At 41.2% G+C, this 15633-nt stretch carries 15 protein-coding genes; 10 read left to right on the top strand and 5 right to left on the bottom strand.

What is annotated here, in order from left to right; genetic code table 11:
* The first annotated feature begins 114 nt into the window (after positions 1–114).
* Positions 115–1491, top strand: a complete 1377-nt coding sequence (mnmE, locus tag CYAN7822_RS08220) for a tRNA uridine-5-carboxymethylaminomethyl(34) synthesis GTPase MnmE (RefSeq protein ID WP_013321785.1) — start codon at positions 115–117, stop codon at positions 1489–1491.
* Positions 1492–2011: 520 nt separating this feature from the next.
* Entirely contained in the window at positions 2012–2212 is a 201-nt protein-coding gene (locus tag CYAN7822_RS08225) for a hypothetical protein (RefSeq protein ID WP_013321786.1), read from the top strand.
* Positions 2213–2307: 95 nt separating this feature from the next.
* Here CYAN7822_RS08225 and CYAN7822_RS08230 read toward each other — a convergent pair whose 3' ends face one another.
* On the bottom strand, positions 2308–2826 hold the full coding sequence (locus CYAN7822_RS08230) for a phycobiliprotein lyase (protein WP_013321787.1): 519 nt from the start codon (positions 2824–2826) through the stop codon (positions 2308–2310).
* A gap of 88 nt (positions 2827–2914) precedes the next feature.
* Positions 2915–3586 (bottom strand): HEAT repeat domain-containing protein, encoded by a 672-nt coding sequence (locus CYAN7822_RS08235; RefSeq protein WP_013321788.1) that lies wholly within the window; start codon positions 3584–3586, stop codon positions 2915–2917.
* A gap of 154 nt (positions 3587–3740) precedes the next feature.
* Between CYAN7822_RS08235 and CYAN7822_RS08240 the strand changes: the two genes are divergently transcribed.
* The 5 genes from CYAN7822_RS08240 (at position 3741) to CYAN7822_RS36750 (ending at position 7619) form a co-directional block, all read left to right on the top strand.
* A complete protein-coding gene (locus CYAN7822_RS08240) occupies positions 3741–4271 on the top strand; it encodes a serine O-acetyltransferase (protein WP_013321789.1) in 531 nt (176 codons plus the stop codon).
* Positions 4272–4593: 322 nt separating this feature from the next.
* On the top strand, positions 4594–5697 hold the full coding sequence (locus tag CYAN7822_RS08245) for an iron-containing redox enzyme family protein (protein ID WP_013321790.1): 1104 nt from the start codon (positions 4594–4596) through the stop codon (positions 5695–5697).
* Positions 5698–5791: 94 nt separating this feature from the next.
* Entirely contained in the window at positions 5792–6532 is a 741-nt protein-coding gene (locus CYAN7822_RS08250) for a class I SAM-dependent methyltransferase (RefSeq protein WP_013321791.1), read from the top strand.
* A gap of 311 nt (positions 6533–6843) precedes the next feature.
* The gene (locus CYAN7822_RS08255; RefSeq protein WP_041933173.1) at positions 6844–7065 is read left to right on the top strand and encodes a DUF4917 family protein; all 222 of its coding nucleotides are present in this window, start codon (positions 6844–6846) and stop codon (positions 7063–7065) included.
* A 38-nt stretch (positions 7066–7103) separates the two neighbouring features.
* Positions 7104–7619: a DUF4917 family protein gene (locus CYAN7822_RS36750; RefSeq protein WP_245602751.1), complete on the top strand. Its 516-nt coding sequence runs from the start codon at positions 7104–7106 to the stop codon at positions 7617–7619.
* 67 nt (positions 7620–7686) lie between these two features.
* Here CYAN7822_RS36750 and psbC read toward each other — a convergent pair whose 3' ends face one another.
* Positions 7687–9069, bottom strand: coding sequence for a photosystem II reaction center protein CP43 (gene psbC / locus CYAN7822_RS08265; RefSeq protein ID WP_013321792.1), 1383 nt, complete (start codon positions 9067–9069; stop codon positions 7687–7689).
* Positions 9053–10111 carry a photosystem II D2 protein (photosystem q(a) protein) gene (gene psbD / locus CYAN7822_RS08270; RefSeq protein ID WP_013321793.1) on the bottom strand — a complete coding sequence of 353 codons (1059 nt, stop codon included), beginning with the start codon at positions 10109–10111 and terminating at the stop codon, positions 9053–9055. The genes psbC and psbD overlap by 17 nt, the downstream gene beginning before the upstream one ends.
* A 487-nt stretch (positions 10112–10598) precedes the next feature.
* Here psbD and CYAN7822_RS08275 point away from each other — a divergent pair, with 487 nt between their 5' ends.
* Genes CYAN7822_RS08275 through CYAN7822_RS08285 form a run of 3 tightly spaced genes read left to right on the top strand, consistent with a single transcriptional unit; the run spans position 10599 to position 13053 of the window.
* On the top strand, positions 10599–11150 hold the full coding sequence (locus CYAN7822_RS08275; RefSeq protein ID WP_041933593.1) for a photosystem I assembly protein Ycf4: 552 nt from the start codon (positions 10599–10601) through the stop codon (positions 11148–11150).
* 17 nt (positions 11151–11167) lie between these two features.
* A complete protein-coding gene (locus tag CYAN7822_RS08280; RefSeq protein ID WP_013321795.1) occupies positions 11168–11902 on the top strand; it encodes a peptidylprolyl isomerase in 735 nt (244 codons plus the stop codon).
* The gene (locus CYAN7822_RS08285) at positions 11899–13053 is read left to right on the top strand and encodes a beta-ketoacyl-ACP synthase (protein ID WP_013321796.1); all 1155 of its coding nucleotides are present in this window, start codon (positions 11899–11901) and stop codon (positions 13051–13053) included. Before CYAN7822_RS08280 ends, CYAN7822_RS08285 begins: the two co-directional genes overlap by 4 nt.
* 53 nt (positions 13054–13106) lie before the next feature.
* Here the strand turns inward: CYAN7822_RS08285 and CYAN7822_RS08290 are convergent, their stop codons facing one another.
* The gene (locus tag CYAN7822_RS08290; protein ID WP_013321797.1) at positions 13107–15500 is read right to left on the bottom strand and encodes an IMS domain-containing protein; all 2394 of its coding nucleotides are present in this window, start codon (positions 15498–15500) and stop codon (positions 13107–13109) included.
* Between the last annotated feature and the right edge of the window lie 133 nt (positions 15501–15633).

A 15633-nucleotide genomic window follows, 5' to 3' on the forward strand; every position in this document is an offset into this window, starting at 1 on the left:
ATCGACGTGAGACAGTACCCCAGTGGCGAATTATTTCGCCACCCACCCCTCATGAATTGTGGCAGGCACAACAACAGTAACAGTGTAAAAAGATCTGTCTAAATTTAATCATAAATGTCTATCATTCCCGGAGAAACCATTGCCGCTATCGCTACTGCTATTGTCCCCCAACAGGGCAGTATTGGGATTGTACGCTTATCGGGGACTCTTGCCTTAGCCATTGCCCGTACTGTATTTTATGCTCCCGGCAAACAAGCTTGGGAAACTCACCGCATTCTTTACGGCTATATCCGCCATCCTCAAAGCGGACAACTGATAGACGAAGCGTTATTATTATTGATGCTTGCTCCCCGTTCCTATACTAAAGAAGATGTGATCGAATTTCACTGTCATGGGGGCATTATTCCCGTTCAACAAGTTCTACAATTATGTTTAGAAAATGGGGCAAGATTGGCTCAACCAGGCGAATTTACCCTGCGGGCTTTTCTCAATGGACGACTTGATTTAACTCAAGCGGAAAGTGTTGCAGAATTAGTTAATTCTCAGTCTGTACAAGCTTCTCAAATTGCCCTAGCTGGGTTACAAGGAAAACTCGCTCATCCTATCCGTCAACTGCGTTCGAATTGTTTAGATATTTTGGCTGAGGTAGAAGCGAGGATCGATTTTGAGGAAGATTTACCGCCTTTAAATGAAGATGAAATTAAACAACATCTAGCGGCTGTATTAATTGAAGTTAACCAGATTTTAGCTACTGCTGATCGAGGAGAATTACTCCGTAGCGGCTTAAAAGTGGCGATTGTTGGTCGTCCTAATGTGGGAAAATCAAGTTTATTAAATGCTTGGAGTCGCAGTGATCGCGCTATTGTTACCGATTTGCCTGGAACTACTCGCGATGTAGTTGAATCTCAATTGGTAGTCGGAGGAATTCCTATTCAAGTTTTAGATACAGCAGGTATACGCGAAACAGATGACCGGGTAGAAAAAATTGGGGTTGAGCGATCGCGTCATGCGGCTGAAGCGGCTGATTTAATTTTACTCACTATTGATGCTCAAACGGGATGGACTCCTGAAGATGAACAAATTTATCAACAAGTTAAACATCGTCCTCTCATTTTAGTCATTAATAAAACTGATCTTCAAGAAGCTAAATCTGTTAATTATCCCTCAGATATTACTTCTGTTGTTGAGACGGTAGCGGCTAAAAATGAGGGAATTGATCAATTAGAGAAAATTATTCTCAACAGTGTTCAAAGTGGTCATCTAACAGTGACTAATTTGGAAATTGCTATTAATCAACGACAAGCGGCAGCACTCACCCAGGCTTCACTTTCCTTGCAGCAAGTACAAGAGACGATCAACAATCAATTGCCCCTAGACTTTTGGACAATTGATTTACGCAGCGCTATCCAAGCTTTAGGCGAAATTACAGGAGAAGAAGTGACAGAATCGGTATTAGATCGCATTTTTAGCCGCTTTTGTCTCGGAAAATAGAAATTTATCGATTGAGTAATTGTACTTAAAAAACTCGCGTTTAGTTTCAGATTATCTTCATCAAATCTTTAATAAAAAAAATTGATTTTCAGAAATTATACGCTTGTGTTTAAGACCAAACTCGAGTAAGAGTTCAGAACCACTTTATCAAATCTTTAATAAAAAAAATTGAATTTCAGAAATTATACGCTTGTGCTTAAGACCAAACTCGAGTAAAGTCTTATAATCACTTAATTAAATTTTTACTATGAAAAACTAAGTTACGAAATTATACGGTTGTGTTTAAAGCTAAACTACAGTGAAAATAACAATAGACTGACTATAGATAACTCACCTAAATTAACTTAATAATTTAGCTAACTTGACATTTGAATTAATCAGATGTTTATTAAATAGTCATTTATTTATTAAATTATCCGCTTATATTGAAGCGTCTATTTTTTCTAGCTTAAAAAAAGATTCAAAACGGTATTAATAATTTCTTGGTAATAAGAAGTTTTGTATAAATAATACATAAGCCATGAAAGATAAAACATTACAACCTTTAGTATGGTTAGGTAATATATTTATTATTTCTCTGCTTTTATATATGGTTAAAAGTAGCTTAAGAATTGACATAAATCCTAATTGTCATGCGGAGGAATGGATTTTTGGCAGTTGTAAATCTCAAGCAGTAGAAAATGAAAATCGAATAAATTTGGTTGAAGATTCTCACCAATAAAGATAATCCACCAGAAAACGGCTTAAATTGCTGAGAAAATCGATAAAATAACGATGAGTGATTGATCTGTAACTGTTCACCCATCGTTTTTTAGCCTAATTTTTAGGAGCAACACGACGAATTTCTGAATAAAAAGCCGTTTGGCTAAAACCATTGGCACCTTTAATCAGACTATTGCGTAACCGTAAATTAGGAGTAGCAAACCAGACTCGTTCCTCAAAATAGGTATCGGCCTCTTCTACAATTAAGGTCAAGGCTTGATCATTACCTAAACTATAACGACCTAAGAAAGATTGAGATTTGCCTTTCTGTAACAGCTTACCTGTGAGAGGATGATCTCTATCAGGAATCCAAACAACCACTGTAGAGCCACTTTGCTTAGGTTTACCCCAGTCTACAGAATTATCCCAACTGGTTTTTAAGCCGCCTAGGGTTGAACTGGGGTCAATTTGGTAGTGTTCACACAGTTTAAGCACTTCTGGGTGATCTACAGATAAACTTTCTATGGTAATTTCCGACTTGCTATTTTCAATTTTCTTTTTTTCTAATTGATAGCTCGTGCGTAAAGCAAACCATTTATCAACCCATAAATCTAAAAACTCTTTAATCTCCATGAATTTTCCAACAATCCTTTGCCGTTAGTCTGACTCTGCCCGAATTATTTGTTTCCTTTCTTCAATTGTACGCCATGATCTAACTTGGTTAAGCCGAAGCTTCAAGACGTTGAAGAGATAGAGTCGCGGCTTGACTCACTTGAGGATGAGCATCTTTTGAAAGAAATTTGAGTGCTGAAATACTTTTTTGAGTTTTCAGATTCCCCAATGCTTCAGCTAACCGTTGTCTAATTAACCAGTCTGGGGAGTCGACAAAATTAAGGATTTTATCGACAGCATCAGTCGCTCTAATTTCTCCTAAAGCCGCGATCGCCGCTTGTTGAATTACCGCTTCTTGAGTGTTTAAAGCTTCCAACAGGACTTCTTTAGCACGAATATCCTGTAAATTTCCCAAAGACACAGCCGCACTAAAGCGTACTAACCATTCTGTATCTTCATAAAATGCCCGTACTAGCGGCTCAAAAGCTCTAGCATCCGCTAAATAACCTAATGCTCCGGCTGCATCCGCGCGAATTCCATAATCTGGATCGGTTTCTAGCAGTTTGACTAAAATCGGGTAACATTCCTCTGTCTGTTTCACGCCCAAGGCAAAAACTGCCATTGAACGCACCGGCAGCATCTCATCGTCTAAAACTTTTTTAATGAGGGGTACAGCATCCTCTGCCGGCACTTCCCGCAAAGAAGCTAGGGCTAATAGGCGATCACGCGAGTTAGGACTTTCTAGTTGAGTAGCAATTTGTTCTAAACTTAGCTGGCTCATAAATTTAAGTGCGTTTCTTAATATTTTAAAGCAAAAAATTGATTACCCAACTCCAACCTCTAGTAACATCGGAGAAAAAATCATCGCGCTTTAGATAGAGTATGATGAAAATAATCAGTTATAGCCCATTGTAAACAAAACTACTTATCAACTTATGCTATCGTTTACTAAAAATGAAAATACTACTATTGACCCAGATTGGAGTCGTGAAAAAATTTACAAATGGTGGTCTCCAGGCCGTCAACTGCTTAAGTCAATTCGCCAATATCAAAAGTGGAAAACTAAGGGCGGTGTATTGGGCAATTTAATCTCAAAATATTATGTCTTAACCCATCGTTTTTGGAGTGTTGTTAGTGGAGCAGATATTCCTCTTAATTGTCAGTTAGGAGGTGGGCTACTGCTTCTTCACCCTCAAGGGATTGTTATTCATCCAGAAGCTGTGATTGGTGTAAACTGTGCAATATTCCAGCAAGTGACTATTGTCAAAAGCGTGAAAATTGGTCATGGCGTACTAATAGGCGCTGGAGCTAAAATTTTGTCGAACGCCACTATTGGTGATTATGCTAAAGTGGGTGCTAATGCTGTTGTCTTAAACAATTCTTACATCCCACCAAAAGCCACTGCCGTTGGTATACCGGCCAGAATTATCCTCCCCTCTGACCAATCCTTTCTAGACTCGCAGTAACAATAATTTGCTCAAACCTATAGCAATACTATTTGATGTATAAATAATGACGGGAGCGTGAAAACCCACTCACTTTAGTAATGGGATGAAACGCGACCCGGCAGTTAAAACTACCGTCAATATTAAGTCGTATCATATTGAAAATTAGCTTTAATGATAATGGAATACTTCGGAAGTATTAGAAAGAATGTTTAGGGAAAAGTTTCTTAAAATGATTCTGCCTATAGATGGAAGAAGTAGTTAAGATGAATTAAGTATTGTTAAATTAATAGACAAAACCCTCTTATATGTTGTTTTCATTCCCTATTTCAGTCCGAGTAATATGGCATTAGTGTTGAGTAATAATTTTTTGAATAAGAAAGTATTCATAGATCCATCCGCTGCCTCTCAATTTTTTAACTATATTGAAGCAGAACAACAATTTATCAAACTTTTAGAAACCGAAAATTTAGACCAACTGGTATATGAAAAACCCGAACTGGTCAGCGAACTTGAAGCCGCGATTACTAATGCTTTAACCACTGCTTATAACAACCCTCTTGAGGCAGATAATACAGCCGCAGCACATCTATTTTTACAACGAATTCTCTACCGAATTAATCGCCTTAACCTATTTTGGTACGATGATTTACAGCACTATAAAAATGAGCGTTCGTTTTATTTACAGTGGGTGCGTAACCGTATTGAGGAAGTATGGCAAGGCTGGGAATTGTCACATTTAGATGTGGTTCAATTGCAACAAACTGATGTAAAGCAAGCATTGATAGAACGGGGTGAGGCAGATTTAAACCCGCCTATAAGCGAGAATAAACGCTATTTACATGAAGAAATTTCTCTAGAAGGTTATCGACATTTGTTAATTATTGCTTCCCTTGATGGGTTAGTGGAAGCAAGTCGTCTATCTAGAATTCTTGGCGGTGCTTCTAATGAAGTGCAGGCAACTTTAATTCGGGTATTGTTAGAAGAATACGGTAATGGTCGTCTAAAGCGGAAACATTCTACTTTTTTTGCCCAAATGATGGCAGAATTGGGCTTAAATACTCAGCCAGAAGCCTATTTACATTCTGTTCCTTGGGAAGTTTTGGCTTGTATTAATCACAATTTCTTGCTAACTGAATGCAAGCGGCATTTCTTACGCTACAACGGTGGACTGACTTATTTTGAAATTGCTGGCCCTTCTATTTATCAAGATTATATGATGGCTGCCGAGCGGCTACAACTGTCCGACACGGCGATGGGTTATTGGGAATTGCACATCCGAGAAGATGAACGTCATGGTCAATGGATGTTGCAGGAAGTGGCTTTACCTCTAGTGGAAAAATATCCCGAGAATGCTTGGGAGTTGCTACTCGGTTACGACCAAGAAAAATTGATGGGTGATCGCGCTGGTTCTGCGGTTGTTCAAGCTATCAAACAATTGAATTAATCACAATTTTTTAAACTCTATTAATCACAATGACTCTTGGCTCATTGTTGACGGTTTATTGTGTCCTGTTAATCAACACTTCAAATAAAAACTAATGAAAGAAGCACTATTAAGAAATAACCCAGAAGTAGAAGCTTATTCCCCTAATGAAGTTTTCTTTTGTCCTGAAGAATCACAGTTTTATTCTCAATGTTTGGAAAAAATGGTGTTAAATAATTGTACGCCGTTTGATTCGATCATTGAATTTGGGTCTGGGGATGGCAGTCCGGTGATTAATTGTTTAACCAAAAATAAGTTTTATGGGACTATTCACGGTTATGAATTAAATGCGGCGGCTTGTGAACTCGCTCAAAATAGAATTGAACAATATCGACTGAAAAATAAATATATTATTCATAATAAATGTTTTTTTAGCAATATTTCTGCGGCGAGTTATTTAATTGCTAATCCTCCTTATTTACCCGCTCCTGATGATGATCTTTATATGCCTTCTCTTTATGGCGGCGAAGATGGAGCAACCATTACTAAAACGCTTTTGTCTCTCGGTTGTGAGAATGTTATGTTGTTAATTTCGGCTTATTCTAATCCGGTTGAAACGGTAGAGTATGCTATTTCTCAGGGTTATCAAATTGTTGATTTCATGATTTCGCCTTTACAGTTTGGTTACTATAGTAGTGAACCAAAGGTTAAAAATACTATTACCGAACTTCGTAAAAATCGTCAGGCTTTTTATTCTCAAAATATCTATTTTTTAGCTGGTGTTTTGTTTAAGAATAAAAGTCAAGATAATGTAGATTTGTCTGACGAATTTCTTAAGGTTATGACGGCTTTATAAGTTACGCTGACATAAGTCTGCTTTACAAAACTGACACCCTGAAGGGTGCAGCTACACGAACAAAGTCCGCCTTCGCGGACTAAATACAATAATGTCCTGAATCATTTTGGAACCTTCCTTGCTATAGCAATTATATATTTTAGCCTGCGAAGGCAGGCTTCGTCCGTATAGCCCCACCCTTCAGGGTGTGGGTTTTTAATAGTTAATATTCAATGGTGCTATCTAGCATGATGATTTTTTTTATATATATGTTAATTTACCGAGCTAAACGGGAACTATAACTATGTACAGTTATATGGGTTTAATGACAAATGAGTCAATTACAGGACTGGAATAAAATTAGCAACAAATTTACAGATAAAGATTCAGCTATCATTTTAGGTAATGGCTCTAGTAGGGCTATACATGACGGCTTCTCCTATGATAATTTATATGAAAAGGCTGTTGAACAAGGTCATATTACAGATGAGGAACAACAAATTTTTAATTATCTTGAAACTAAAGATTTTGAATTTGTACTACGAATGCTTTAGTATTTTATCCTCATGGCAATTTATTTTTAGCTACTGATATATATGGTCAAGAAATCAAAATAGCAAGAACAGAAACAACTAATTTACTTGAAATTATCCGTGAAAAATGGGAAGAGAAAGAAACAGGTGAATATTATCCGCTTTTTGTCTCTGAAGGAACTTCTCGTGATAAAAAGAAGGCTATTCAAAGTAGCAATTATCTTAAAACTGTATATGATGAAGTTCTTTCAAGGTTAAAAATTAAAAAGAACAATGAAACAATTAAGATTAAAAATTTAGTTATTTATGGATGGTCAATGAGAGAAGAAAATAACATGATTCAAGACAGCCATATTTTAGAAGCTATAGCTAAAACTGATGTTAAATCTATTGCTGTCTCAGTACATAAGGGAGAATTAAACGATACTGATGAAATTAAGAAAAAGTGTGAATCAGAAAAAACAAAACTTAAGAAATTTTTCAAAAAACATAATAAAGATCCTCAAATTATCTGTTTTGACTCTTCAAGTTCCGGCTGCTGGATAAACGAAGAAAAAGAAAAAGAAAACTGTTAACTATCAACTATAAAGGCTCCCACCATCACAGCAGGAGCCTCTAAAATTATTTTCTTAAACCCAAATCTTAGTCAAGATCAGGCATAGCTAGAACGGGTTCAGTCTCACGATCGATCCCTTTCTCGAAACCAGCCGCAGCAGCGCGAGCGCGTCCCGCGTGCCACAGGTGACCAACGAGGAAGAAGAAACCGAGAGTAAAGTGAGAGGTTGCCAACCAAGCACGGGGAGACACATAGTTGAAAGAGTTAACGTCAGTGATAACTCCACCCACAGAGTTCAAAGAACCTAAAGGCGCATGGGTCATGTACTCAGCAGCGCGGCGAACTTGCCAAGGCTGAACGTCATTTCTTAATTTATCGAGGTCAAGACCATTAGGACCACGAAGGGGTTCTAACCAAGGGCCACGGAAATCCCAGAAGCGCATGGTTTCACCACCGAAGATGATTTCCCCAGTAGGAGAACGCATCAAGTATTTACCTAACCCAGTGGGACCTTGAGCAGAACCAATATTAGCTCCTAAGCGTTGGTCACGAACCAAGAAGGTAAACGCTTGAGATTGAGAAGCTTCCATCCCAGTAGGACCATAAAACTCACTGGGATAAGCAGTGTTATTAAACCAAACATATACAGAAGCGATGAAGCCCATTAAGGACAGCGCACCGAGACTGTAAGACAGATAAGCTTCACCAGACCAGATGAAAGCACGACGTGCCCAACCAAAAGGCTTGGTGAGGATGTGCCAAATTCCACCGAAAATACAAATCAGACCAACCCAAATGTGTCCGCCGATGATATCTTCCATGTTATTGACGCTGATGATCCAGCCTTCTCCACCGAAGGGAGCTTTTGTCAGATAACCGAAGATGATCGCGGGGTTCAGGGTGGGGTTAGAGATCACCCGGACATCACCACCACCGGGCGCCCAGGTATCATAAACACCGCCGAAGAACATGGCTTTAAATACCAACAACAGCGCACCACAGCCTAAGAGAATGAGGTGATAACCGATGATGTTGGTCATTTGGTTTTTGTCTTTCCAGTCATAACCAAAGAAACTGGAGTATTCTTCTAAAGTTTCAGGTCCGCGCAGGGCATGATAGATGCCGCCGAAACCGAGAACCGCAGAAGAAATTAAGTGCAGAACACCTACTACAAAATACGGGAAAGTATCAATCACTTCACCGGCAGGTCCAACACCCCAACCTAATGTTGCTAAGTGAGGCAGGAGAATCAAACCCTGCTCATACATAGGCTTTTCAGGGATAAAGTGTGCTACTTCAAACAGGGTCATAGCACCAGCCCAGAAAACAATCAAACCAGCATGAGCAACGTGAGCGCCAAGTAACTTACCAGAGAGGTTGATCAGACGAGCATTACCTGCCCACCAAGCAAAACCGGTAGAGTTGAAGTCACGACTGCTCCCAACTGAAGCATTAGAGAGCGTTACCACGGGGCAGAACCTCCTCAGGGAATACAAATTGTTCGTGAGGCTGATCTTGGGGAGCCATCCAAGCTCTTAACCCTTCGTTCAGCAGAATGTTTTTAGTATAGAATGTTTCAAACTCGGGGTCTTCAGCCGCCCGTAATTCTTGTGAAACAAAGTCATAAGCCCGCAGGTTCAAGGCAATACCAATGATCCCAATGCTGGCCATCCACAAGCCGGTTACTGGCACAAACAGCATGAAGAAGTGTAACCAACGCTTGTTAGAAAAAGCAATCCCAAAGATTTGAGACCAGAAACGGTTAGCTGTAACCATTGAATAGGTTTCTTCGGCTTGGGTTGGTTCAAATGCTCTGAAGGTGTTAGCTTCGTCCCCATCTTGGAAGAGGGTATTTTCTACGGTTGCACCGTGAATCGCACAAAGCAGCGCACCACCGAGTACACCAGCAACGCCCATCATGTGGAAGGGGTTGAGGGTGAAGTTGTGGAACCCTTGTACAAACAAGATGAAACGGAAAATACCAGCAACTCCGAAACTAGGAGCAAAGAACCAGCTAGACTGTCCCAAGGGGTACATCAGGAACACTGATACGAATACCGCAATCGGAGCAGAAAAAGCTATGGCGTTGTAAGGACGAATGCCGACCAGACGAGCAATTTCAAACTGACGCAGCATGAAGCCTATCAGCGAGAAAGCACCGTGAAGGGCGACAAACGGCCATAACCCACCAATTTGAAACCAGCGAGTCAAGTCACCTTGAGCTTCTGGACCCCAGAGGAACAGAATGGAGTGACCCATGCTGTCAGCCGGAGTCGAAACCGCTACGGTCAAGAAGTTACATCCTTCTAAGTAGGAACTGGCTAGTCCGTGAGTGTACCAGGAGGTCACAAAGGTAGTACCAGTTAACCATCCACCCAGGGCCATGTAGGCACAGGGGAACAGTAATAAACCAGACCAACCAATAAATACAAAGCGATCGCGCTTTAACCAGTCATCAACGACATCAAACACGCCTCTTTCGGCTGGGGCACGTCCGACTGCAATAGTCATATTGTTATTTCCTCTTGCTTAACTGAGAGAATTGCAAGATTTCTCAATGTGATCTTTGTTTTTGTTCAGGTTAGGTATCTCATCAAGGGTTATGATGACAACCTTAGACCACTTTACCAGTTTTTCTGGTGCAGTCTTTCAATTTGGGGTTTTGTTTCTTTGCCATCACGGCTGATTTTGTCCACCGTGATTTTAACTTTTCTTAAAATAGCACAGGTTGAGGCTCAGTCTTACCTAGAAGGCAAATAATGACTCTGAGTTAATGGCCTGCTTTTAATTATTATTAGCAAAAAATTTACAAAATGACACACTCGTCTCAGAAATCTTGAAACAATTTTATCAGAAGGAGGAGTGAACAGTCGAACAGAGATCCTTAGCACAGCGAGGGAGAGAACACCCGAACAGGGGTGGCGACTGAATAATGATAAGTTATAGGTTAGGACTGAGAAATTTTGACAACTGACTCATGACTAATGACACCAAACTAATGACTAAAGATAACCAAATCCTACTGCAAGAGGTATTAGGAGCGCGTCGATTCAGCAACTACTGGTGGGCAACAGTAATCTCCATCGGTGGAATCGGCTTTTTGTTAGCCGGCTTATCAAGTTACTTAAAGGTTAATTTGGTACTGGTTAGCGATCCCTCTGAACTGCAATTTATCCCCCAAGGAGCCGCTCTACTATTTTATGGAGTGGCCGGTTCATTACTAGCCCTGTATTTGTGGCTCACCATCCTCTGGAATATTGGAGGCGGCTACAACGAATTTAATAAAGAAACCGGACTGGTGAGAATTTTTCGCTCGGGATTTCCGGGCAAAAACCGCCGCATTGAATTTGAGTGTAAGCTAGATGAGGTGCAGTCAGTACGGGCAGAAATTCGAGAAGGACTTAACCCTCAACGCTGTCTCTACCTACGGGTTAAACAACGTCGAGACATTCCTTTAACTCGCGTTGGACAACCTCTGGCTTTATCAGAACTGGAAAATCAAGGAGCCGAGTTAGCTCGTTTCTTGGGTGTTCCCTTAGAAGGATTGTAAGCGAAGAGCCAATAACTATGGGAAAATTGATTCAACGTTGCTTAACTTTACTGTTTTGTTTGGTGGTCAGTTGCAGTGTAATTTTAACTGGCTGTTCAAATCCTCAAGCAATTTCTAGTGACGCTAATAGCGATAACTCAACCCCTACTACAGCCAATGCGGCTAGTTTAACTATGAGTAATTACAAGCCCCGCCTTGACGGAAAGGCAACCGTAGAGATGAAAATCAATGGTTCGCCTGTGATCATAGAAGTTGATGGAGTAGATGCTCCCATCACAGCCGGCAATTTTGTTGATCTCGTTGAACGGGGTTTTTACAATGGACTGACTTTTCACCGAGTGGTCAAAGAACCTCAACCGTTTGTCGCTCAAGGAGGAGACCCTCAAGGCACGGGAATGGGGGGATTTGTTGATCCCGCCTCGAAAAAACCTCGCTATGTGCCCTTAGAAATTAAACTCAAGGGGCAAGCAGAGCCTACCTACAGTAAAGGGTTAGGACAACAGGCCGGCTTTTCGGCTCCTCAAGTGGTGTTAAATCATAAACGGGGGGCTGTGGCGATGGCTCGCGCTCAAGCGCCGGATTCAGCTTCCTCTCAGTTTTATTTTGCCCTGTCAGATTTAGATTTCCTCGATGGAGACTATGCGGTATTTGGCTATGTTACTCAGGGAATGGATGTGGTAGACAAGATTAAACAGGGCGATCGCATTGAATCGGCTAAAGTCACATCAGGATTAGAAAATCTCAAGAAGTGAACGTCGTTGTTACCGGCATCGGCTTACTTTCCTGTTTGGGGGATTTAACCGAAAGTTGGCAAAGTCTACTGGCAGGAAAATCGGGAATCAAACTTCATCAACCTTTTCCTGCATTCGCTCCCCGCCCTCTAGGATTAATCGACCAAACACCCATCAGCCTCTCCTCTCTCACTGAACAACTGGTTCATACTGCCTTAAAAGATGCTAATCTCACCACTCCCTTAGCCGAATGCGGTGTCGTGATGGGATCAAGTCGAGGATATCAAGCCGTTTGGGAGCAATGGCTCACCAGCATCGCCAGGCATCACCCAAGACAAACTTCTCCACCTGACTATTCCTCTATCCGTCTCGAGTCTTGGTTAGATCATCTTCCCCATCATTGTGCTATCGCTACTGCTCGTCTCCTGGGTTCTACCGGTCCGGTTTTGGCACCGATGGCTGCTTGTGCCACAGGAATTTGGGCAATTGCTCAAGGGGTAGAACTGATTCAACAAGGTCGATGTCAACGGGTGATTGCCGGGGCTGTAGAAGCGCCCATCACTCCCTTAAATTTAGCCAGTTTTGAGCAAATGGGGGCATTAGCCACGACCGGATGTTATCCCTTTGATCACAAGCGAGAAGGGCTAGTTTTAGCTGAAGGGGGAGCCGTATTTGTATTAGAGTCTGAAGCGAATGCCGCACAAAGGGGTGCGTTGATCTATGGGCGAGTGTTAGGATTTGGTTTGACTTGTGATGCTTATCATGTCAGTGCCCCCGATAGGAATTTTCACAGTGCGGCGATGGCTGTTAAACAATGTTTAGAGCGTAGCTGTCTTTTGAATAGTGATATTGACTATATTCATGCTCATGGAACTAGCACCCAACTCAATGATCATCGAGAAGCCCAACTGATTAAACATCTATTTTCTCATCGGGTTGCTGTAAGTTCTACCAAAGGAGCGACAGGCCATACTTTGGGGGCTTCAGGAGCAATGGGGATAGCTTTTTCGTTAATGGCTTTGCGGCATCAACAGTTACCGCCTTGTGTCGGTTTACAAGAGTCGGCTTTTGATTTGAATTTAATCACACAGCCACAGCAACAAACAATCTGTTCTGTATTGTGTTTCGGTTTTGGCTTTGGGGGACAAAATGCGGTTATTGCTTTAGCTTAAGGGTTTTTGGTGCTGAATTTTGGGCCAGAGGAGGAGCTATTCGGCGAAAACCGCTACTTAACTACTTGACTATCTTGAATTTTCCATTGATTTCGTTGACGCACTAGCTCATAGCGCACTAGCAAATTATCATTGTAAGAACGCTTGGGAGAGAGTTGCCCATTTTGATAAAATTTGGCTTTTTCGCTCACTTGAGCATCGATAAAGGCTCGGTCAGGGTCTTGAGGATTAATCTTTAAAGAACGTAGTTCTAACTGATGTTCATATTCATAGTGACTCTGGCTTCCTTTGAGAGCTTTGGCGCGATTTTCCCATAGGGATAACATCGGATCGGCTAAAACATCTTTTAATCGACCCACTTGGTGTTGTTTCCCAAACGCTTTCGACTTGCTATATAACCACTCTTGTAGCACGGAGAGGGCATTTCCTTCAGTTAAGGGCCCAGCAATCACCACATGAGCGTCCGCCGCCGGAATATCTAAAGGAGAATGTTGCAGTTGAATAGCTAAATAATTTCCTTCTAATCCTTCAGGATCGAAAAGATTATTATATAAGGCTTTCAAACCCCATCCCCCGGTTAAAGTGCCCAATAAGACGGCTGTAGCTAACAATAACCGTTGTCTATTGAGCTTTTTCGCCCTAGATTTCAGCCGCTTTCTCGAGGTTAATCTCGGCACCGGTACGGGTTCTGATTCTACTGGCGGCTCAACCGGTGGCTCAACCGGTGGCTCAACCAGTGGCTCAATTGCCGTTAAAGGGTTCGAGTTAGAGCGACGACGATAATTACGACGGTTTGAGGCAGTCTCTTCATAAGAAGCACTTAACACCACATTTCCCTGAGTGTATTCTCTCGAGGTTTCTCCATAACCCTGAATTTGATTTGTCTTAGTCCGCGAAGTGGTAGCCGATGAGGAACTTGTTCCCCACAGAGGTTGCAAAAATGACGCGGTTGCGGCTGTTTGATTCTCGGCTACCTCATAGCGTTCGGCTCTGCTTTGAGGGCGAGAGACAATTGGTTTTCTGGGCATTTGGGAATTAGAGGATTTCCACCCAGACCCTGACTTAAGTGGCGAGGGGGCAATAGGTTTTTCTGGGGTTAAATTATTTTCCTGTTCTAAAAATGGCTGTTCTAATTGGGATTCGAGGGATAACTGTTCTAAATAATTTTGGACTTCTTTATTGGCAAAGTATTTATTTAAAGAGGCTTGTTGATTGATTAGATCGCGAAAATGAGAAAAAACTTCAGTTTGTAGCCATCGTTCTGCATATAAACATAAACCCCTTAATAGATCAGGTTCCTGCTGTGATTGTTCTTTGATATATTCTAAAGTTTCTTGTTCCTGACTTTGTTCTAAAGCTAAGATAGCTTCTTCGGTTTGGCCTAGCAGCAAGTAACAGAGAGCTTGTTCTAAATAGACATCTTGACGTTTTCCTAATTGCTTGAGGGTAACCAGTGCCTCTAAAATGTGAACCGGCTCTCGATGAGAAAAGCCTTTAGCGATTTGGGTATAAACTTTTAAATAACTGGCTACAGCCGAGGGACGATTGGCTTCCTCTTCAAACAGTTCTTGCTGTTCAGTAACCGTTAAATAAATTCTTAACTGTTGAATAAATCTTAAAAAGTCATCTAAATTGAGTCCTGAGTGATCATCTCCCTTGCCATCAATCCCATTTCGTTGTTGCAGCATTTCTCGGAGTAGCTGTAATCCCTTTGTTCTTTTTTGAGTTTGATGAACCGGTAGCGCTAATAACTCGAGAATTCGATAGGGACGTAATTTATATAAATCGGTTTCAATTTCTTGTTGAAGATTAACAAAACGTTTTTCTAATTGGAGTAACTCAATGCCTTGGTTCCCCGAAAGAGCCGCTTTTTCATACTCCTGTTGTTGCCATTGTTCTCGACTTAATTCTAAATAAGCCAGAGCCATTGTTAAGATCACATCTTCTCGAACTGAGGGATAATTTTGAATGGTTAAAAACCGCTCTGTATCCGGCTCTTTTTTTTCGCTGTTGGTTATCTTCGCGGCTGGGGTGCCCTCATTAAGATAACTTTTCCCTAAGCGAATTACCAGTTCGTATTCTCCGAGTTCTTGCAGGAGCAAGAGACTGCCCACCAGTTGTTGAGGACGAATATCTATCCAGGCAGTATGATGATCGAGGAAACTCTCTTGGGTTTGACCCGTCTCTGGGGAAGGGAGATCAGACCCCGTGTTTTCTATCGGATAAGTTTTCTCTAAAAATCTCGCATCATACTCTTGTCGCTTCTCAGGATTTGACAAAATTTCATAGGCTTCATCCAGAAGTTGTTTTCGAGTCGTGATGGCATATTCACTGTATTCACGACGAGGCAGTTGCAAGCTCCGGTCTTGATAAGCTTGGTGTAACTGCTCCGAAGTTACCTGAATTGGGATTCCCAAGATTCTATAATAGTCGAGCGGAATTCGCACGGTTGACTTCCTCTCATTGAGAGTATTTTAATAAACTATTAGTATAGTAAAACAGGGACTTTTTTGCTGTTTCTTTTGATTCATCTGTAGAATTCATCCACAGATATGATTAGCCATGATTCTATCCTAAAGA

It is taken from the genome of Gloeothece verrucosa PCC 7822 (assembly GCF_000147335.1).
Lineage (GTDB): Bacteria > Cyanobacteriota > Cyanobacteriia > Cyanobacteriales > Microcystaceae > Gloeothece > Gloeothece verrucosa.